Raw genomic sequence first — 20121 nt, forward strand, 5'->3', positions numbered from 1 at the left:
TTGGGTATATCATCTTTAGTTGTATTCTAAATAATGGAAAATAATACATCCTTCAGATTGAATCTCATGTGATTTTGTTGTAGCATGAATATTCATCTGAAAATAAGTAAGTAAAATTTTTACTTTTGGAGCATTTGGAGGCGAACAGAAGATGGAACAAACGATTTGGCAAAAGGAAGAGGCGCATTTAAAGCAAATTAGTGCGCTGTTAAAACAACAAATCGAAGTGCAAACAAACCATTTAAAAAAGCAAAAAGGCGACATTGTCGAGGAACGTACACAAGCCTCTTCAGAATTTAATGACATTTCAGGGGAAAGTGCCATCCAGTTTTCACAAATGCTACAGACGATGCAATTACGTGAACGAGAATATGTACAGCAAAGTGAACAACTTGCCAAGATGCAAATTTTATATAAAAGTCCTTATTTCGGACGCATATCACTCGAAAATGAACAAGGTGACCGCGAGCATTTATATATTGGACTATCGACTTTTAGGGAGCCAGTAACGGATGATGTTCTAATTTATGATTGGCGTGCACCGATTTCGAGTCTTTTTTATGAAAACAAAGTTGGACAGGCACGCTATCAAATTCCGGACGGTGAATATATTTCTGTAACGATTCAAGGACGCCGCCAATACAAAGTGAAATATGATGAGTTGCTGCAGGTATTGGATGCGGATATTTATGTAGGAGATGAAGTACTGCAAAGCCTTTTATCCGATACTGCAAAGGAAAAGATGAAGTCGATCGTTGCTACCATACAAAGTGACCAAAATATCGTCATTCGTTCTTCAAATAAAGACAATCTCATTGTACTAGGACCACCCGGTAGTGGGAAAACGTCAGTAGCAATGCAGCGAATTGCCTTTTTGCTCTATGAATATCGTCAGACAATGAATGCGCGCAGCATTTTACTCATTTCACCATCGGATTTATTTAATGACTATATTTCAAATGTTTTGCCGGAGCTCGGTGAAGAAAATGTACAGCATACAACATATTATCGTTTATTGCGCGATTTAAAATTAACACATTACAAAGCGGAAACAAGCTACGAAAACATTGAGCGGCTTCAACTTGCGACCGATGAAGGGCGTGAACATTATGCATTTAAGGGATCCCATAATTATGTAAAACAACTGCTCAATTATATTGCGAGCATAAAAAAGGCGGGCATGCCATTTTATAACTTAAAGGTAGAAGGGAAATTATTCGTTTCAGCAAAAAAGCTAACCGAATTGTTTTATGAGAAATACGGTGCACTGGACATCGATTTTCGCCTAAAAAAAATTCGTAATGTTCTATTGGAAAAAGTGGGGCAGCAAAAATCGAAGGACCGTAAAGTATTGATGAAAGAACTAAAGGCTGTAAATGCTTACATCGGAACGGATAAGGAAATTGAACAGCAAGTAAATGAAAAGCTGCAAAAAAGATATGGAAAGCTAGAAAGTACAATCCAGCAACTCGGTTTCGTTAACATCAATAAAATGTATATTAATTCACTCGGATTCGAAAAAGATGATTTATTTATGCAGGCGATTCAAGAGGCAACTACTGAAACATTAAAAAATCGCATATTGTATTATGAAGATTTAGCGCCAATTATGTACTTGCAGGCAATTGTCAAAGGCTTGTATGCCAATAATACAATCAAACATATCGTTATTGATGAAATTCAGGATTATTCTTATTTACAGCTCTTAACAATTAAAGCGATGCATCCGAAAGCCCATTACACATTGCTGGGCGACAAAAATCAACTCGTGCATCCACAAATGAAGGATTCACTGGCTGGTCCATTGGCAAAGCATTTCAAAGTAGTCGAGCTGAATAAATCCTATCGCTCAACAAATGAGATTACCGATTTTATGAGTGCCATATTGAACAATACGACGACACAATCGCTCGGTGTATCAGGGGAGAAGCCGCAAGTTATTGAGACTGTGACTGTAACTGATACGCTTGCCCAACTCGTAAAAGTACAATTTAAAGAGCAGGACAGCTTTGTCATATTATGCAAAAATAAGTTAGCCTGTGAGCAGTTATATCATGAATTAAAGCCACTCGTACCACAATTGCAGCTCGTAACGGAGGAGCAAAAGGTATATATGAAGGGCATTTTAATTATGCCGGGCTATATGGCGAAGGGATTTGAATTTACGACAGTGGTTGTAGCGGATGCGAATGCTGGGGTCTATACCGAAAAGATGGATGCTTATTTACTTTATACAATGGCTTCGCGTGCTACACGCCAATTATTTTTTGTGACAGGTGGAACTTTACCAAAAGCCCTTGCACACATTGGCGAACAGTATTATCGTAAAGAGGAGAACATTTAGGCGTACTTTTTCGTCTAACAGAAGATAACAACATTTTTTAGGAGATACAAATGGAAAACTTTGATTTGATTTTAGTTTTAAAGCACTTTATTATCGGATTGGTGCAAGGTTTAACAGAACCAATTCCAGTTTCATCCAGTGGTCATGTAATGATTGCCAGTGAAATTTTAGGGATGGGTGAGCAAGGTTTTATGTTCGCCATTTTAACGAATACTGCATCATTAATCGCTATTATGTTCATTTTTCGTGAAGATATTATTCGATTGCTTACTGGATTTTTACTGTTTATTAAAACACGTGATGCTAGGTACCGTGCAGACTTTAACTTTGCGATATACGTTATAATCGGCTCTATTCCAGCCGGTGTCTTAGGTGTATTGCTTAGTGATGTAATTGCAGATAATGTAAGCATGACAATCATTGCCATCATGTTATTTGTTACAGGGATTGCCTTATGGCTAATTCGTAATTTGCGTGGTACAAAACGTGACGGAGATCTAACAACTAAAGATGCGTTTTTAGTTGGCTTAGGGCAAGCGGTTGCATTAACACCGGGTATTAGCCGATCAGGTGCGACAATTATATCTGCCATTGCAGTTGGTATGAACCAAGAGACAGCTTTACGATTCTCGTTCATGCTGTATATTCCGGTAAGTTTAGGTGGAGTAGTATTAGGCTATTCGGATTTCTTAGATGAGCCAAATAAAATGGACTTAGCCATTCCCTACACAGTAACGTTCCTTGCAACGTTATTTATGACATACTTTGCTATGCGTTGGTTTATGGGAATCATGAAAAATGGTAAGTTACATTATTTCGCTTATTACTGTTTCTTAGTTGGTACTTTATTGTTAATTTTCTATTAGTTATGTGAGGCGCGTTTCGAAAGGGCATTTCGGAACGTGCTTTTCTTTTTAGGGGCTTTAATATATTGCATATTGACAAAGTATGCAAACTTTTATTTAATTAGTTAGTCTAACTAACTAATTTCGGAGGTGAAGAAGTGACATGACATTCTTTTTACAAATACATCGTTTTCATAAACGTTATACTACACATTTAACTACTATATTGGCTCCACACGAATTATCGAATGCTAACTGGTCGCTTTTACATTATTTAATGGAACATGGTTTAACGACAACAAGTCAAATAGCAAAATACTGGGATGTGGAAAAACCAACTGTATCAGCAAATGTCAAAACGTTAACCCAGCGTGGACTAATCCAAATAAAATACGGGGAAGACAAGCGTGAAAAATATTTGAGTTTGACAGAAAGCGGAGAAGATTTGTATGGAATCATTTTTCCGGAAATTAAATTACTGCAGCAGCGATTATTAAGTACGTTAACAGAAGAACAACAAAAAAAATTTCAGCAAGCCTTAAATGAAATGGAACAATTATTGAAAGAAGGATTAACATGAATGAAGTAAAAGAGCCTATATGGACAAAGGATTTTATTGTTGTATCAATCATTAATTTCATGTCTATTTTAATATTTTTCCTTTTAATGGTAACGATCTCTAGCTATGCAGTAGAAACATATCATGTATCAACAAGTATTGCAGGTCTTGTATCGAGCATCTTCATTATAGGAACATTAATGGGTCGATTAGGAGCAGGGCGATTGATTGGAAATAGCGGTCCGCAAAAAGTACTGTTGACTGGTTTAATTGTATTTTTTATTACGACAACCCTTTATTTATTTGAGTGGGGGGTTACGTATTTATTGGTAATCCGTTTATTACAAGGGGTCGCAGTCGGCACAATTGGTACGGCAACAGGGACAATTGTTGCCACGATTTTACCTGCAGCACGTAAGGGAGAGGGAATCGGCTACTTTAGCTTAAGTGCTGTTTTGGCAACAGCAATAGGGCCCTTTGTAGGGATGTTTATGATGAGACTTGAAAATGGCTTTGATGTAATTTTCTATACAAATACTGTATTATCATTACTTTTATTAATTGCCTCATTATTTGTTAAAGTATCAATAACTCAAAAAAATATTAATTCAGAGCATCAATCAAAAAAATTATCACTACTTGAAAAATTTATCGAACCGAAAGCATTGCCGATTTCATTTGTTGCGTTACTAATCGGTTTTGCCTATTCAGGTGTTATGTCGTTTTTAACGTTTTATGCAAGGGAAATCAATTTAGTAGAAGCTTCAAGCTACTTCTTTTTAGCATATGCCTTTATCATTATATTTTCACGCCCTTACACAGGGAAATTAATGGATTTACGTGGACCAAATATTATTGTGTACCCATGTCTCGTTATTTTTGCAGTCGGTATGCTGCTCTTTAGTCAAGCTTCAGCAAGCTGGATGTTACTTGTTGCTGCTGCCTTGATCGGACTTGGTTACGGGAACTTTAATTCAATTGCCCAAACAATTGCTGTTAAAGTGACTGAACCACATCGTTTTGGTTTAGCCACATCGACTTACTTTATTTTGTATGATTTAGGTTTAGGTATTGGACCGTTTATTCTAGGGATGGTAGAGCCGCATACAACTTACCGTGTGATATTTGCATCCATGATTCCGCTTATTTTAATCTGTATTCCACTTTATTATTTTTTAGTAGGAAGAAAAACGAAAACGGTGTAATTGACACATCCATGTCATAAATAAACTAGCAATAGGTAGGCATTTTCTTAATTGATACTTACCTATTGTATATTGATTAGAAAAGTGCTAAAATTTTGAAAATTCCAAGTGAAAGAAGAGAAACATCAATGCAGTATTCTGATAGTATATTAAACACACCATCATCATTTATCCGTAATATTTTAAAAGTAACGGACTCAGCGGATGTCATTTCATTTGCCGGGGGATTGCCAAATCCGATTTCCTTTCCAATCGGGCAGTTGAAAGAATCTGTTAATCATGCGATTGATGAAAGTGGTGCGAAGGTTTTCCAATATTCCACGACTCAAGGGTATTTACCACTACGTCAGTATATTGCAGAAAAACATAACAAAAAGCAGCCCGGTCTGGATTATACAGCTGATGATGTACTGATCACAACTGGATCACAGCAGGCGCTGGAGCTTATTTCGAAAGTACTTTTAAATAAAGGCGATGGCGTTATTATAGAAGAGCCGGGATACTTAGGGGCAATTCAGGCATTTACACTACGCGAACCGACTTTCCACGGTGTCACTTTGGAAACGGAAGGTATAAATATAGCAGAATTGAAAGAAGCACTGAAAAAACGTAATGTCAAAATGGTTTATACAGTACCCAATTTCCAAAATCCAACCGGTTTAACTTATACACAGAAGCGCCGGGAAGAAGTTTATGAAGCGGTAAAAAATGAAGATATCATTTTCATTGAGGACGATCCATATGGCGAGCTGCGTTTTACAGGAGAGCATTTACCCTATATTGCAGCAGGTAAGATGGAAAATAGCGTCCTATTAGGTTCTTTTTCAAAAACAGTTGCACCAGGTATGCGCCTAGGCTATATACTTACGAAAAACCATGAATTTCTAAGTCATGTTGAAACGGCAAAGCAAGCATCGGACTTGCATACGAATATTTTTGCGCAGTACACGTTGCATCATTATTTAACGAATAATGCCTATGAGAAGCATGTTGAAAAAATAATTGCTCTCTATAAGGAGCAATCAAATGCGATGTTGACCGCAATAGAAAAATATTTCCCGCCATACGTTTCCTATACAAAACCTGAAGGCGGCATGTTTATTTGGGTAACGTTGCCAGAAGGGGTAAATGCCCTTGAAAAATTCCATGAAGCAATGGATCAAAAAGTGGCCTTTGTACCGGGCAATCCATTTTACACATCGAAAAAGGAAGTAAACACGATGCGCCTTAACTATACAAACGCTACCCCAGAAATTATTGAAGAAGGCATTAAACGATTAGGGCAAATTTTATAAATTCATACTTCGAAGCTATTGTGTTGATTCATTCAAGCAATAGCTTTTTTATATAAACCATTTATAGGAAATTTGTGAAATAGTAGTATAATGTTTTATAAAATACCCATTTGAACGAGGTGTACGATATTGAAATTAACTATTGAAGTAATTGAAGAGTTTGGGGAAGTACTTTTACCTGCAGTGGAATTATGTACAGAAAAACCTTTAGTCAATATTTATACAGACGTAACAAAAATGAATCTTTTAAAGCTGCAACTATTGAAAATGCCTAAAGTTTACGTTCATGCACATGAAGAAGGGCATTACGAGCGATTAACTGTAGAGGAAACATTTCAGTTTTATTTAAAATTACATAATATGAACGATTCTGTTGAGGCCCTTATGAAGGCATTTGGCTTAGAACAATTAAAAAAAATCCGTGTAAATGAATTAACTTCTGGTGAACGCCAATTGCTTAACTTTTTAAAGGCTTATGTACAGCGGAAGGAAGCAATTGTATTAATTGAACCCTTTCAAAATTTACAACAAGTTGAACGTAAAGTTCTAATGCATTTAATTATACAACTTCAACTTGCAGGCAAAAAAATAGTATTACTATCGAATAATTTAGAGCATTTAATTAATTCGGAAGGCGAAATATTAAGGCTGGATGAAGAAGGCTTACATAAAATGGACGTTAAAGAAGAGCAACAGGAACAAGGACAAGGCCCGATTGAAACGATTCAGTTGAAAATCGAAAAGATTCCAACGAAAAAAAATGAAAAGATCATTCTATTTAATCCACCTGAAATTGACTATATTGAAAGTGTCGAAGGGGAAGTGTTTGTTTATGTAGCGGGAGAAGCATATCCATGTACATTAACATTGAGTGAGCTGGAAAAACGACTGCATCATTTCGGCTTTTTCCGCTGTCACCGCTCATATATCGTCAATTTGCAAAAAGTAAGGGAAATAATCTCATGGACACGCAATAGCTATAGTCTATCACTGCAAGGTACAGGAAAATTAGAGGTGCCCCTTTCAAGAACAAAGCTTTCGGAGCTAAAAGAAATTGTCGGAATATAAAAGATTTCCTGGGAAATAGTTTGCACCACTCATCGATTTATAACACCAAACAACCCTATAAAGCGACAATTCACCGATATTATAATGCAGTGAATGCGCACTTCCTTTAAATTAATGGTATCAACGATTTCAAGGGAGGAAATAAAATGACAGCAATTATTGAGGTGCAAAATCTACAAATGAAGTACGGAAAAGAAGAGGCATTAAAAAATGTTTCCTTTTCCATTCGTAAAGGAGAAATTTTCGGCTTTCTTGGTCCAAGCGGCTCAGGGAAAACGACAACAATTAAAATATTGACAGCACAGTTAACACATACAGGTGGTCAAGTATCTGTTTTTGGACAGCCAGCAAGTGAAATGAATAAAGGCCACAATAAATCGAAGTTTGGCATTTTGTCAGACAATAGTGGGCTATACCAACGTCTCTCCATTGAAGAAAATTTATTACTGTACAGTCAGTTGTACAATTTGCCTAAAAGTACAATAGAAGAAGCATTGGCATTCGTGAATTTGCAGAAGGATCGTAAAAAGAAAGTTAATCAGCTTTCCAAAGGGATGATGCAACGTGTTGTTCTAGCCCGCACAATTATGCATAAACCGCCATTGCTGTTTTTGGATGAACCTACATCTGCGCTCGATCCAGTAAATGCTCAGCATATTTATAACGGGCTTCGTAAATTAAATGAGTTAGGCACAACGATCTTTTTAACAACACACAATATGGAAGAAGCAGAGTTGCTATGTAATCGTGTTGCCTTCCTACATAAAGGCGAAATTCGAGAGATTGATACACCACTTGCTCTAAAGAAAAAATATAGCGACCACTCATTTACAGTGGAACTGGAGAATGGAGAAAATCATGTTGTCTATAATGGCGAACAGGGTGCGGTGCAATTAATGGAGTGGATGAAGGCAAAGCGTGTGTCACGTATGTATTCCAATGAACCAACATTAGGCGATATTTTCGTACAAATAACAGGGAGTGATTTATAATGAACATTTCAGTAAAACGTATTCAAGCCATTTTTATGAAGGACTATAAAGAGTTTTCCCGTAATTATGTAATATCATCCGTTGTACTTATGCCGTTAGTTTTAGCACTTTTTTATGGACGAATGGGCTCTAACTCCATTGATATGTACTTTTTGCCTTTGAATGTAACACTTTCAATGGTAACTACGTATGTTCAGGCATGTCTGATTGCTGAAGAGAAAGAAAGGAATACGCTGCGTGGTTTAATGATGTCGCCGGCTTCAACATTTGATATATTATTTGGAAAAAGCTTACTAGTATTTTTAATGACAGCCATCATTTTAGCCGTATCTTGCTATTTAGTAGGGTTTGCACCGGAGCAGATTATAGTAATTGCACTTGCTTTAGCGCTTTCGACAGCTTTCTACTTGGCGTTAGGAACGATTTGCGGTTTATTTACAAAGTCCATTATGGAAGCTTCTTTAGCTGTTCTACCAGTAATGATTATTTTTACATTCGGTCCATTGGCACTAGCTTTAGGAGAAGATCATCTATTATACAAAATTGTCGAAGTTTTACCGAGTACACAATTGATACGATTGGCAGAGCTGTCACAGGCAAATGCAGCATTCACTGAATTAATAGGTGCATTTAGCATAATCACTGCATGGACAGCAGGTGCAATCGCAATATCGGTAGTACTGTTTAATAAACGCACAAAAGACTTATAGTATACGGGGCTTTCTGAATTAACTTCGGGAAGCTTTTTTTGATGTTGAAATATTAAAGCAGAAGGAGAGTGGCATGTTTAAAGGACAAACTTCTTTATTCGTTCATTATGAAACTATAAAAAAAGAAGCATACTCGATGTGAGTATGCTTCTTGCAACTAACTATATACTTAAATCGTTAAAATTAAAGTTTAGTTACGTTAGTAGCTTGTGGGCCACGGTTGCCTTCTTCAACGTCGAATTCAACTTTTTGACCTTCGTCTAAAGTTTTGAAACCTTCGCCTTGGATAGCTGAGAAGTGTACGAATACATCGTTACCGCCTTCAACTTCGATGAAACCGAAACCTTTTTCTGAGTTAAACCATTTTACTGTACCTTGTTGCATGAGAGAAAACCTCCAAAAAAATTAATTATTGAATTGCTAAATGTATAAAAAAATTCACACATTAAAAAAGGGAGCGTACACGTTCACTTTTTTAATATGTGAATTAATCGTAAACAGCTTAAGCAATTTAATTAATCTTATTGTATAACAAGATTATCCAACTGTCTACTAATTTTTCTCGAAAAGAGATGAAATTTTTGATTTTTCATACAAATGAAGTGAAAGAACGATTAAATTATATCGGAAATAATCTTATTTTACCACTTAAATTTTAATGAAATGAATAAAATTTTGCGTAATTATTAAATAAATAGGTTATTTTTACAATAATTTAAATAAAAAGGGAATTAATTGAAGGGTCATATTGATTTATTTTCCAAAATTTGAATATTTGACTTGTTAAACATGTAGTGCCACAAACGTTGGACACAATTACGCCAAGGCTTAATTAATGTATGGTATAGTTGGGTTAAAGAGGTATGAAAGGATTGTGTACGATGGCTAAAAGTTTAGTATTGGCAGAGAAACCTTCAGTAGCACGAGATATTGCAAATGTGCTGAAGTGTCATAAAAAAGGAAATGGCTTTTTGGAAGGGGATAAATACATTGTAACTTGGGCTCTAGGCCATTTAGTGACACTGGCAGATCCCGAAAGCTATGATGAAAAATATAAGCAATGGAAGCTGGAAGATTTACCGATGCTTCCGGAACGTTTAAAACTAACGACTATTAAACAGACGAGCAAGCAATATAATGCAGTGAAATCACAGCTGACACGTAGTGATGTCAATGAAATCATTATCGCAACAGATGCAGGACGTGAAGGAGAGCTTGTAGCACGTTGGATTATAGACCGTGCAAAAGTGAATAAGCCGATTAAACGTCTTTGGATTTCTTCTGTTACTGATAAAGCGATTAAAGAAGGCTTTGCGAATTTAAAGCCAGGCAAAGCGTATGAAAACCTATATCATGCAGCAGTTGCCCGAAGCGAGGCCGACTGGTATATCGGGCTGAATGCGAGTCGTGCATTATCGACGAAATTTAATGCACAGCTAAACACTGGGCGCGTGCAAACTCCAGTAGTCGCAATGGTAGCGGCACGTGAGGATGAAATAAAGCACTTTAAAGCTCAAACTTACTACGGTATCGAGGCACAAACGAAGGAATTAAAATTAACGTGGCAAGATGCTACTGGAAATTCACGCAGCTTTAATAAGGAAAAGATTGATTCGATAGTTAATGAACTGGACAAGCAGGATGCAAAAGTAATCGATGTGGAACGAAAGCCGAAAAAAACATTTTCTCCCGGGCTTTATGATTTAACAGAATTACAGCGTGATGCGAATAAACTATTTGGCTATTCCGCAAAAGAAACGCTAAATATTATGCAAAAGTTGTATGAATCACATAAAGTGCTAACATATCCACGTACAGATTCTCGCTATCTATCTTCTGATATTGTAGGTACTTTATCAGAGCGTCTAAAAGCATGTAGCGTAGGTGAATATCGTACATTGGCAAATAAAGTATTAACGAAACCAATTAAAGCAAATAAATCTTTTGTAGATGACAGCAAAGTTTCAGATCATCACGCCATCATTCCAACTGAAGAATACGTTAATTTTGCGAATTTTACGGATAAAGAGCGTAAAATTTATGATTTAGTCGTTAAGCGTTTTCTGGCTGTTCTTTTCCCGGCACATGAATATGAGCAATTGACAGTGCAGGCCCTTATCGGTAAGGAGAAGTTTATTGCGCGCGGTAAAACGGTGCTATCTGCTGGATGGAAAGAAGTTTACTCAAATCGATTTGACGATGAAGATTCAAATGAAGATGTGAAGGAGCAATTGTTACCACGTCTCGAAAAAGGACAAGTACTGCAGGTTAATTTACTAGCTCAAACTTCCGGGCAAACGAAACCACCAGCCCGTTTCACAGAGGCTACAATACTAACAGCGATGGAAAATCCGTCAAAATATATGAATACACAAAATAAAAAGCTTGCCGATACATTAAAATCAACAGGTGGGTTAGGTACTGTTGCAACTCGTGCTGATATTATTGATAAATTATTTAATTCCTTCCTTATTGAAAAGCGTGGGAAAGATATTCACATTACGTCAAAAGGCCGCCAGTTATTGGACTTAGTGCCAAACGAGTTGAAATCTCCTGAAACGACAGCTGAGTGGGAGCAAAAGCTTGAACAAATTGCTAACGGTAAGTTGAAAAAAGATATATTCATTAATGAAATGAAACAACATACAAAAGCGATCGTTTCGGACATAAAAAAGAGCGACAAAAAATTCAAGCACGATAATATTTCAACAAAATCCTGTCCGGACTGCGGGAAACCGATGCTAGAAGTGAACGGGAAGAAAGGCAAAATGCTCGTATGCCAGGACCGTGAATGCGGTCACCGTAAAAATGTCTCCCGCGTAACGAATGCCCGTTGTCCTCAATGTAAGAAAAAGCTTGAATTGCATGGACAAGGCGATGGCCAAATTTTCGTATGTAAATGCGGATATCGTGAAAAATTGTCTGCCTTTGAAGCGCGCCGAAAAAAAGAAGGCGGCGGCAAAGTGGACAAACGCAGTGTCCAAAAGTATTTAAAAGAGCAAGAAAAAGAAGCAGAGCCGATCAATAATGCATTTGCGGATTTATTAAAAGGTATGAAATTTGACGATTAATCATCTTTTTAACTAATTATTTTAAATAACTAAACGCAAGAACATGAAGTCAGTGGAAGTGACAATGTTCTTGCGTTTTTTTTATTTAAAGAATTTGAAATTAAAAATTAGAAAGACACTTTTTGGGAGGGGCTTTCCACACGAATAGGGTTTTTATCTGTAGCATACATTAGCAGTTGAGAAAGGGTATTTTTTGCAGAACAGTAGGGAATAATAAGAGAATGAAGAACAGGGGAATTCTGTTTTTTTATTTCCGTCGAGTGTAGGTTGTATATCTGATTTAATCGTAGTATTTACGAGGTGTGAATTATGTTAAATAAGAAGCTAATTATCGGGACTTTATTTGTTACACTACTTCTATTATTGGGCATCTTCTTAGGGAAGGAAAGATTTTCGAAGCAAGAAGTTGATGAGGATTCAAAACTTTCTATAAAGGAGACTTCAGAAATGGAAGATTTACCGTTGAAGGGATCTGAAAGAAATGAAGAGAGACCGCAATTAAAATACAGTAGTGATGAATTTCAGGCTGGTATGAATATACTGATTTATGGTCATCCAGATATGGCTGAGACTAGAAATTTATTTAATCGTTTAAGAAACTTGGGGATTAACAGTGTGGCAATAAATTTCCCTTTTTATCAATCAGATTCGCAAGCAAATGAGGTAACTGTAAGTCAGGCTTATACACCGACGATTCAAGAACTTCGAAAAATCATAGAATTTGCACATGCGTCTGAGCTCAGTGTCATGATTAGACCCATCATGGATGAACAAGTTTTTCTATCCTCAAATATGTGGAGAGGGCAGATAAAACCGACAGACCCGGATTCTTGGTTTGACAGCTATCAAGCATTAATACTCACATACGCTACTTTGGCTGAGACGACTAATGCAAAATCATTAAATATTGGGACGGAACTGAACTCAATGCAAAATAAATATCAGGATAGATGGACAGAACTTATTGAAAGTGTACGTGGGGTTTACAAGGGAGAGCTATTGTATTCCTTTAACTATGATACAGTTTCAGAAATTCCTTCTCTTGAGTTTGTTAAATTACTTGATCAGGTTGGGGTTGATGCATATTTCCCGTTAGATTTACCAAATGGAGCTACGACAAATATGCTGGAGGAAGAATGGAAGAACCAAATCAATCAGTTGGAAGAAGTGTTGTGGCAACAATCCATTATCGTAACTGAAGTTGGAATCCACCCTATTGACGGTGCATATCGTACCCCTTACTCATGGAGTTTCCCTGATGGTACTTTTGACCCTAAGGCACAAGTTAATTATTATGAAGCAACATACAATACTTGGAAGCCGAAAGCGGAAGGGATTTATTGGTGGGCTATTACACTTGGCCAGGATCCCAATGAAATTAGCTTCTCTCCTTTAGGATTACCAACAGAAGAAGTGATTAAGAAGCACTTTCTTCAAAATTACTAATGATAAATAAAAGAAAATAGATATGCTGTCACTATAGTTCCATAGGGCCGGTCGCTGTTCGGTCATTATATACTCTTAATAACTTAATGATAAAAGGTTGAAACCACGTTGAATGTGGTTATCAGCCTTTTTTTTTCTCTTTAAAAACATTTATAATTTATTTTCACTTTTTCGGTATAGTTCTATAGAAGCAAGAATAATGTAATTTTATCATGTTGATAAACCCATCGGTGTATTTTTTGAGAAGGAGTATATTTTATAAAGGAAGATGCCAAATTTTAAATGATTTTGTTCATTACTGATAAATGACTGTTAAAGGGACAGTGTAAAGGAGTATGTAAATGCAGGTAAGGACTATGGGTCGACAAAAGATATTGATTTTCATTATTTGTATCACTCTCTGTACTATATTACCAAATGTTTCAGTGGAAGCTGCCAAGGAGGCTAAAGAGCCGGAAGTACTAGTTATATATACAACAATGGACGGAAAAATGAATGAGGAGCAGCGCTATTTAGATTTATTAATCGGTCACTTCACATCCAATATTCGATTTATAAGCAGTGACGATGTAGAGAAAAGCGATTTATCTTCAGCGACACATCTATTTTATTTTGGTCAATACTCAACGCAGCTACCAGTCAAATTTAATACATTATTTGATGAATATGAAGGTACGATTGTAGCAATTGGTTATAACTCAGAAAAGATAGGAAATCAATTTTCGTTTATTGATCCAAAACATGAGGTTACCATCGATCAAATTTCTATGAAGAGTTCAGATAAATTATTGGATATTACTAAAATGTATATTGTCGAAATTAAAGTTTACGAAGGCTCTGAGATTCTGATTAATGGACGTATGAAGGAAGGGGATGTGCACTATCCGGTAATGGTAAAGGGAAATGGAAATTACTATTATGCATTTGACACCGTTGATTCGAGTCAAGCCACACTATTTGCTGAAGCTCTCCACGATGTGTTCAAAATTGAACATGAGGAAATATCCCCTGGTTATATCCGATTAGAAGATGTCCACCCCTTAGTGAACCCTAAACCACTTCAAGAAATAGCTAGCATGTTAAAGGAAAAGGATATACCCTATATGGTTGCTGTAATACCGATTTACACAAACCAGATTACGGGAAAGAGAAGTACCTTTGCTGATTCGCCGGAATTGCTGAAAGTTCTAAAACAGATACAGAAGGATGGGGGAAGTATTGTACTCCATGGATATACACATCAATTTAGAGCTTCTGAGACAGGCGAGGGATTTGAGTTTTGGGATGTAGAGAACAACTCGCCGATATATTTCCCCGAAAATCAGGAATATACATTAAAAGAAGAAAAGGATTTTTCTTCAAAAGAAGATTATTTGAATTACATTAATAATTTAAAAGCATATGAAAGAGAGTATATAGAAACAAAAATAAATCAAGGAATCGATGAGTTAGCTAAATATGGTTTATATCCATTGGCTTTTGAAGCTCCGCATTATACTATGTCCCAATATGGTTACGAAATATTATCTGAGTATTTCTCTACTTATGTAGGTCAGGTACAGCTCAGTGATAAAGATTGGGAAATAATGGACACCTCTCCATATATCACTTCCCCTACATTTTTGCATGGAATGAAGCTACTTCCTGAAACAATGGGATATATTAAGCCAGGTGTAGAGCAAGCTGTTCAAAAAATGATGGATAATACAGGAAGAATTAGATTATCTCGAGACGGGATATTAGCTGCCTTTTATCATCCTTATCTAGGGGCAGAAGGGTTTAAGGAATTACTGGATGAGCTAGATAAATTACCGAATGTTTCCTGGATCGATCTAAAAGAAATGGATGTATGGGTAAAGGGCAAAAATGTTTCTATTCATACTGTGAATGGTGAAATCATTAAAGATTTTAACCGTTTAAAAATTGTCTCTTCTTCTATGGAAGCACCCCTTTATTATCTAAGCCAATTTGTTCGTTTTGCAGCTTGGATAATGGTTGTTATAGGAGGTGCTGCAGTTTGTATGTTTATTGTTTTTACCTTCCGCTTAATAATGAGAAATAAACAGATAGAAGGGTGACCGTAATAGCAAATTTATTCATCTATATTTCTATTTTTTTGATTTGGACTATGCTGTTTTACCATGCCTTCCTAATGTTAGGGGGGTATTTCCACTCACTAAAATATAAAGACTTTAAGAGGAGATTTAACATTCCACTGGAAGAATATCCAAAGGTAAGTATTCTTATACCTGCTCATAATGAAGAGATAGTCATTGAAGATACGATCCAATCAATGATTAGGCTCGATTATCCAAAAGAAAAACTCGAAGTGTTTATTATTAACGATAATTCGAGTGACCAAACTGGTGCCATTATTGACAGGTATGCAAAGGAATATTCTTATATCCACGCCGTCCATACGAAGCCTCCGCATGCAGGAAAAGGGAAATCAGGCGCATTAAATCAAGGGCTCAAACATTCTAGTGGAGAAATTATCGTTGTATATGATGCCGACAATACTCCTGAACCAGCGGCTATACGTAATTTGGCGTTGGGATTATTGAAAGATAAAGAAGCAGGGGCTATGGTAGGTAAATTTCGTGTAGTAAATGCAAATAAAAATTTATTAACACGACTAATAAACATCGAAACTTTAACGTTTCAATGGCTAGCTCAAGCTGGACGCTGGTTTTGGTTCAGAATGACAACGATTCCTGGAACGAACTTTGCGATCCGTAGGTCCATTTTGGAGGAGCTTGGAGGGTGGGATGAAAAAGCTTTATCGGAAGATACGGAATTAAGCATCAGGGTCTATAATCTGGGTTTTTATATCCGTTTTTTCCCAGAAGCTGTTACTTGGGAACAGGAACCAGAAAATATTCGCGTATGGTGGCGCCAAAGAACAAGATGGGCCAGAGGAAACATATATGTTATTTTAAAATATCTATTCCAAATTCATAAATTAAAAAATAAAAAAATAGTTATCGATATAGCATATTTCTTATTTACGTATTTTCTGTTTTTCGGTGGGGCTATGATTTCTCACATTATATTTGTCGTTAATTTGGTACATGATTTGAAGTTATCAATTGGAATTGTTTCCTATGCATTACTGATTATCGGATTTCTTCTTTTTGTGACGGAAGTTTGTTTGGCTTTAAGTATGGAGAAGAAACAGCTTACCACCAAAAACTTTCTTATTGTGTTATTAATGTATTTTACTTATTCGCAATTATGGATCCTTTTAGTAGTGCAGGCCGTTTTCCTCGAAGCAAAGAGGGTGTTATTAAAACAAGAAGTCAAATGGTATAAAACACAGCGTTTTATACAACCTGAACAAAAAAGGGATTCAGTGTAATTACGAAATGGAGAGCTAAAAGAGTAATTTATATCATTTCCCCTAACTATCCTCTAAATAAATAGGTTACCTCTAGTATTTTATACATCATTATTCTACAGTAATATTCATATTGGAATTTGGCGATTATAATTTACACATTAGTGTTACAGATAGAATTAAGTTAATTGAAATCCGCACTTTTATTTATTGGTTAGTATCGTATCATTAATAAGTGAATTTTTCTTATGTCAGTAATTTTTAGCCAACATGCCTTTAAATTGATAAATGATAAGTAGAGATAAACACCGCTATTTTGCAATAAATGCAAAATAGCGGTTTTGGTTTTTATTTCTGCGCTTTTACCGGTTTGAAAATAGATAGAATGAAAATTAACAAACCTGTAATCCCAATTCCTAAAATAGTATTGAAGGAAGCACCTGTGTAAAAGCCGCTGCCGAAGTAGAAGATTTCGCGCAATCCTTCAGAAGCAAAGCGAATCGGTACCCAAGGGCGAATGAAGTTTACAAAGAAGCTTGGAAGCATTTCCTGAGGTGTCATTAGTACACCCATACCTAGAAGCATGACTACCATGAATAATGTAATAGCAGGTTTCCCGATCCATGCAGTAATTGCAGATACTAATAAGAAGAAACAGAATGCTGCAAATGATACAAAGAAAGCAACTAGGAAGTAGCCAGGCATATTAATACCAGCGATGTAAGCCAATGTGGCTACAGTAAACCCTGAGAAGAGGGCAATAATAACACCGAATAATACTTGTTCACCCATTAATCGTACTACTTGTTTACGAGTTAAATTATCTCTTTTCAAAATGATGGATGTGGATAAAAATAATACGAAACCACCAATTAGCGCCCCTACCCATGCAGGTACTGCCAATAAAGTTGGTGCACTGCCATTAGCTGTAGCGGCAGTAATGGGATTAAATATTTGTTCTTTCGCTACTATAGGATGCACTAGCACAGCGGCTTTGTCAGCATCAATTTGCTGATCGCCCATTTGTGCTATAAAGTTTGTAGAATATTGTCCGCTTAATTGGACAATTAAACCGTTTAATGCTGTTTTAGCGACGTTGGCACCTGTCATGTTAAAGCCTTGGTTAAGATAAATTTCTAATGTCGCTGCACTGTTATTAGCTAGTGCATTTTGCACGTCATCGTTATAGCCTTCAGGAATAACTAATGCTGCATAATATTGTTTTTCATTAAATAATGCTTCAATATCCTCCAGTTTTTCATCTGTAAAAGCAAGCATTGGTTCTGCGCCATCAACACCTTGACTCATTTGCGCTACAGCTGCTTTCACAGACTCTACATGTTCACCTTCATCATTTACAATTAGTGCAACCGGCAGATTTTTTACTTGTGGATCTCCTTGTGCGAATAAGTTTACCGAAAATAGAGCAATTATTAATATAACGGCAATGGGAGCGGCCCAGGCTAATTTTTCTTTAAATAATTTCAATGGAAATCTTCCTTTCTCAATTTTGAACATGTTGTTTAGTGGTACCTGTTTATTTTATAATCGAGAAAAGTGCAAAGCAATCAACAAAATGAACAGATTGTTCAATTTTGTATGGAGGGGTGTTTTTTTGAGTATCTATAAAGAAAAAAATCGAAAAACAAAAGAGCTTATTCAAACGTCATTTATAAAAATTTTAGAGAATAAAACTTTTGAATCTATTACCGTAGGCGATATTGCAAAACAAGCACAAATTAATCGCGGAACATTTTATTTACACTTTATAGATAAATTTGATTTATTGGATCAAATAGAACAGCAGTTATTTGCGGATCTAGGTAATCGTATTGATGAATTGCAATCGAACTATTCATCTACACATACGTTTGAAAAAGAGCAGGAGCAATTAGCGGCTACTTTATTCAGTGCTATTAAAATACAATCCCCTTTACTTAAAATTTTTCTAAGTGATCATGGTAGAGCGGGTTTTCACCTTCGATTCAGGGCGGCATTTTCAGAAAAGGTACGTCTCAATTTAGAGAAAAACGAAAGTTTCAAAGCTACGTTAGAGGTCCCAATGGAATATTTTTTATCGTTTATCACATCTGCCTTTTTAGGATTAATCGAACAATGGGTTCAAAATGATTTAGATAAAACACCTCAAGAAATGACGACATTATATATTAATATTATTTCCTTTATTCAACAGACAAATACTAAAAAAGTGTGACATTGACTAAAAAACAATCAGGTAAAGAATTCTAAACCAACTACACTTATTTTAAGTATAAAATTAGATTTAATTTTGTTATAATTTTACAAATAATAGAGAGAGGGGTGGATTTTTATACTATTTATGTTAATTGTAAAAGCTTCAAGTAATTCGGAAAAAGGGAATCTTCCGAGCTCAGAGCTTATGGAAGCGATGGACAAGTACAACGAGGAATTAGTGCAAGCGGGTGTAAGAGTAATGGCGAAAGGACTTCATCCGAGTTCAAATGGTCTGCGCATTTCATTTCCCGTTCCAGGGGAAATGCCGGTTGTTATGGAAGGTCCTTTTACTGAAACGAATGAACTGGTTGCTGGGTTTATATTGATTGAGGTGAAGTCGAAGGAAGAAGCGATCGAGTGGGCAATGCGGATGCCCGACCCGCAAGGACATGGAGAAGGGCAGATTGAATTGCGTCAAGTATTTTAGGAGAAAGGGGAAGTTTTGGTTTCAAGGTATAACCAAATATTTAGCTCGAAAAGTTACTAAAAGTTCCCCAATACTCCTGTTTATATAGTGGTGGATAAGAGGATATAAAGTTTACCATTATTACTGCATAATCCAACACTGGGTATATGCCGAATAAAAATCGATCCCCATAACGGATTGCTGTCAATGCAAGCGGTAATTCCCGCCTGAAAATGCCGTTTCGGCGTATTGCTGCTTCTACATCATGCTCTTTTTGATCTATATAAATATATACATTGTAGATTAGGGAATTACCATTCATTATCCACTGTCCTAATACTTCATCTCTCAACTCCTTATTAACTTTGTCCCAGGCAAACTGTGTCCCAATGGTCAAAAATAATTGTCCCGTAAAATCGGAGTGCGTTAATGTGTGATGCCTTGGAATAATTGGCTCTTGAGCTGTTACACCATTTCTATATTCAACAGTAAGCCTTTCAGGTTCAAATTTACTCATGTCACTACTCCCATCATCTTTTTTTATCAATATGCGACCTAATTGTTTATGGTGACGAAGCACTGCACTT

Annotated in this window: 17 protein-coding genes; 14 read left to right on the plus strand and 3 right to left on the minus strand. The window is 36.3% G+C overall.

Going from position 1 to position 20121, the window contains the following annotated elements:
- Positions 1 to 151: 151 nt before the first annotated feature.
- The 8 genes from H9635_RS12845 to H9635_RS12880 all read left to right on the plus strand — a co-directional run bounded on the left by H9635_RS12845 (position 152) and on the right by H9635_RS12880 (position 9018).
- Positions 152 to 2344 carry a HelD family protein gene (locus H9635_RS12845; protein ID WP_191700707.1) on the plus strand — a complete coding sequence of 731 codons (2193 nt, stop codon included), beginning with the start codon at positions 152 to 154 and terminating at the stop codon, positions 2342 to 2344.
- Positions 2345 to 2394: 50 nt separating this feature from the next.
- A complete protein-coding gene (locus H9635_RS12850) occupies positions 2395 to 3210 on the plus strand; it encodes an undecaprenyl-diphosphate phosphatase (RefSeq protein ID WP_191700708.1) in 816 nt (271 codons plus the stop codon).
- A gap of 142 nt (positions 3211 to 3352) precedes the next feature.
- The gene (locus H9635_RS12855; protein ID WP_191700709.1) at positions 3353 to 3769 is read left to right on the plus strand and encodes a MarR family winged helix-turn-helix transcriptional regulator; all 417 of its coding nucleotides are present in this window, start codon (positions 3353 to 3355) and stop codon (positions 3767 to 3769) included.
- The gene (locus H9635_RS12860) at positions 3766 to 4953 is read left to right on the plus strand and encodes an MFS transporter (RefSeq protein ID WP_191700710.1); all 1188 of its coding nucleotides are present in this window, start codon (positions 3766 to 3768) and stop codon (positions 4951 to 4953) included. The genes H9635_RS12855 and H9635_RS12860 overlap by 4 nt, the downstream gene beginning before the upstream one ends.
- A gap of 128 nt (positions 4954 to 5081) precedes the next feature.
- Positions 5082 to 6248, plus strand: a complete 1167-nt coding sequence (locus H9635_RS12865) for an aminotransferase-like domain-containing protein (RefSeq protein WP_191700711.1) — start codon at positions 5082 to 5084, stop codon at positions 6246 to 6248.
- A gap of 129 nt (positions 6249 to 6377) precedes the next feature.
- Positions 6378 to 7316 carry a LytTR family transcriptional regulator DNA-binding domain-containing protein gene (locus tag H9635_RS12870; RefSeq protein ID WP_191700712.1) on the plus strand — a complete coding sequence of 313 codons (939 nt, stop codon included), beginning with the start codon at positions 6378 to 6380 and terminating at the stop codon, positions 7314 to 7316.
- A gap of 146 nt (positions 7317 to 7462) precedes the next feature.
- Positions 7463 to 8308 carry an ABC transporter ATP-binding protein gene (locus H9635_RS12875; RefSeq protein WP_191700713.1) on the plus strand — a complete coding sequence of 282 codons (846 nt, stop codon included), beginning with the start codon at positions 7463 to 7465 and terminating at the stop codon, positions 8306 to 8308.
- A complete protein-coding gene (locus H9635_RS12880) occupies positions 8308 to 9018 on the plus strand; it encodes an ABC transporter permease (protein ID WP_191700714.1) in 711 nt (236 codons plus the stop codon). The genes H9635_RS12875 and H9635_RS12880 overlap by 1 nt, the downstream gene beginning before the upstream one ends.
- A 183-nt stretch (positions 9019 to 9201) precedes the next feature.
- Here H9635_RS12880 and H9635_RS12885 read toward each other — a convergent pair whose 3' ends face one another.
- On the minus strand, positions 9202 to 9402 hold the full coding sequence (locus tag H9635_RS12885) for a cold-shock protein (protein ID WP_008404655.1): 201 nt from the start codon (positions 9400 to 9402) through the stop codon (positions 9202 to 9204).
- Positions 9403 to 9899: 497 nt separating this feature from the next.
- Here H9635_RS12885 and H9635_RS12890 point away from each other — a divergent pair, with 497 nt between their 5' ends.
- From H9635_RS12890 to H9635_RS12905, 4 genes are all read left to right on the plus strand, one after another.
- Positions 9900 to 12089 carry a DNA topoisomerase III gene (locus H9635_RS12890; RefSeq protein WP_191700715.1) on the plus strand — a complete coding sequence of 730 codons (2190 nt, stop codon included), beginning with the start codon at positions 9900 to 9902 and terminating at the stop codon, positions 12087 to 12089.
- Between the two features lie 309 nt (positions 12090 to 12398).
- A complete protein-coding gene (locus H9635_RS12895; RefSeq protein ID WP_191700716.1) occupies positions 12399 to 13535 on the plus strand; it encodes a glycoside hydrolase family 113 in 1137 nt (378 codons plus the stop codon).
- 356 nt (positions 13536 to 13891) lie between these two features.
- On the plus strand, positions 13892 to 15613 hold the full coding sequence (locus H9635_RS12900; RefSeq protein WP_191700717.1) for a DUF2334 domain-containing protein: 1722 nt from the start codon (positions 13892 to 13894) through the stop codon (positions 15611 to 15613).
- A 5-nt stretch (positions 15614 to 15618) separates the two neighbouring features.
- Positions 15619 to 16893, plus strand: a complete 1275-nt coding sequence (locus H9635_RS12905; protein ID WP_191700860.1) for a glycosyltransferase family 2 protein — start codon at positions 15619 to 15621, stop codon at positions 16891 to 16893.
- Between the two features lie 327 nt (positions 16894 to 17220).
- Here H9635_RS12905 and H9635_RS12910 read toward each other — a convergent pair whose 3' ends face one another.
- Complete coding sequence (locus H9635_RS12910) at positions 17221 to 18360, minus strand: YhgE/Pip domain-containing protein (RefSeq protein ID WP_191700718.1); 1140 nt, start codon at positions 18358 to 18360, stop codon at positions 17221 to 17223.
- A gap of 127 nt (positions 18361 to 18487) precedes the next feature.
- On the opposite strand from H9635_RS12910, the gene H9635_RS12915 reads away from it, so the two are divergent.
- Positions 18488 to 19087: a TetR/AcrR family transcriptional regulator gene (locus H9635_RS12915; RefSeq protein WP_191700719.1), complete on the plus strand. Its 600-nt coding sequence runs from the start codon at positions 18488 to 18490 to the stop codon at positions 19085 to 19087.
- A gap of 117 nt (positions 19088 to 19204) precedes the next feature.
- The gene (locus H9635_RS12920; protein ID WP_191700861.1) at positions 19205 to 19555 is read left to right on the plus strand and encodes a YciI family protein; all 351 of its coding nucleotides are present in this window, start codon (positions 19205 to 19207) and stop codon (positions 19553 to 19555) included.
- A 40-nt stretch (positions 19556 to 19595) separates the two neighbouring features.
- Here the strand turns inward: H9635_RS12920 and H9635_RS12925 are convergent, their stop codons facing one another.
- Complete coding sequence (locus H9635_RS12925) at positions 19596 to 20051, minus strand: staygreen family protein (RefSeq protein WP_191700720.1); 456 nt, start codon at positions 20049 to 20051, stop codon at positions 19596 to 19598.
- Between the last annotated feature and the right edge of the window lie 70 nt (positions 20052 to 20121).

It is taken from the genome of Solibacillus faecavium, assembly GCF_014836905.1.
In the GTDB taxonomy this organism is placed as follows: Bacteria; Bacillota; Bacilli; order Bacillales_A; family Planococcaceae; genus Solibacillus; species Solibacillus faecavium.

Coding starts and splice junctions, on each gene's coding strand:
- H9635_RS12845 (WP_191700707.1), top strand. CDS start 152: ATGGAACAAACGATTTGGCAAAAGGAAGAGGCGCATTTAAAGCAAATT.
- H9635_RS12850 (WP_191700708.1), top strand. CDS start 2,395: ATGGAAAACTTTGATTTGATTTTAGTTTTAAAGCACTTTATTATCGGA.
- H9635_RS12880 (WP_191700714.1), top strand. CDS start 8,308: ATGAACATTTCAGTAAAACGTATTCAAGCCATTTTTATGAAGGACTAT.
- H9635_RS12875 (WP_191700713.1), top strand. CDS start 7,463: ATGACAGCAATTATTGAGGTGCAAAATCTACAAATGAAGTACGGAAAA.
- H9635_RS12855 (WP_191700709.1), top strand. CDS start 3,353: ATGACATTCTTTTTACAAATACATCGTTTTCATAAACGTTATACTACA.
- H9635_RS12900 (WP_191700717.1), top strand. CDS start 13,892: ATGGGTCGACAAAAGATATTGATTTTCATTATTTGTATCACTCTCTGT.
- H9635_RS12860 (WP_191700710.1), top strand. CDS start 3,766: ATGAATGAAGTAAAAGAGCCTATATGGACAAAGGATTTTATTGTTGTA.
- H9635_RS12895 (WP_191700716.1), top strand. CDS start 12,399: ATGTTAAATAAGAAGCTAATTATCGGGACTTTATTTGTTACACTACTT.
- H9635_RS12865 (WP_191700711.1), top strand. CDS start 5,082: ATGCAGTATTCTGATAGTATATTAAACACACCATCATCATTTATCCGT.
- H9635_RS12890 (WP_191700715.1), top strand. CDS start 9,900: ATGGCTAAAAGTTTAGTATTGGCAGAGAAACCTTCAGTAGCACGAGAT.
- H9635_RS12925 (WP_191700720.1), bottom strand. CDS start 20,051: ATGAGTAAATTTGAACCTGAAAGGCTTACTGTTGAATATAGAAATGGT.
- H9635_RS12885 (WP_008404655.1), bottom strand. CDS start 9,402: ATGCAACAAGGTACAGTAAAATGGTTTAACTCAGAAAAAGGTTTCGGT.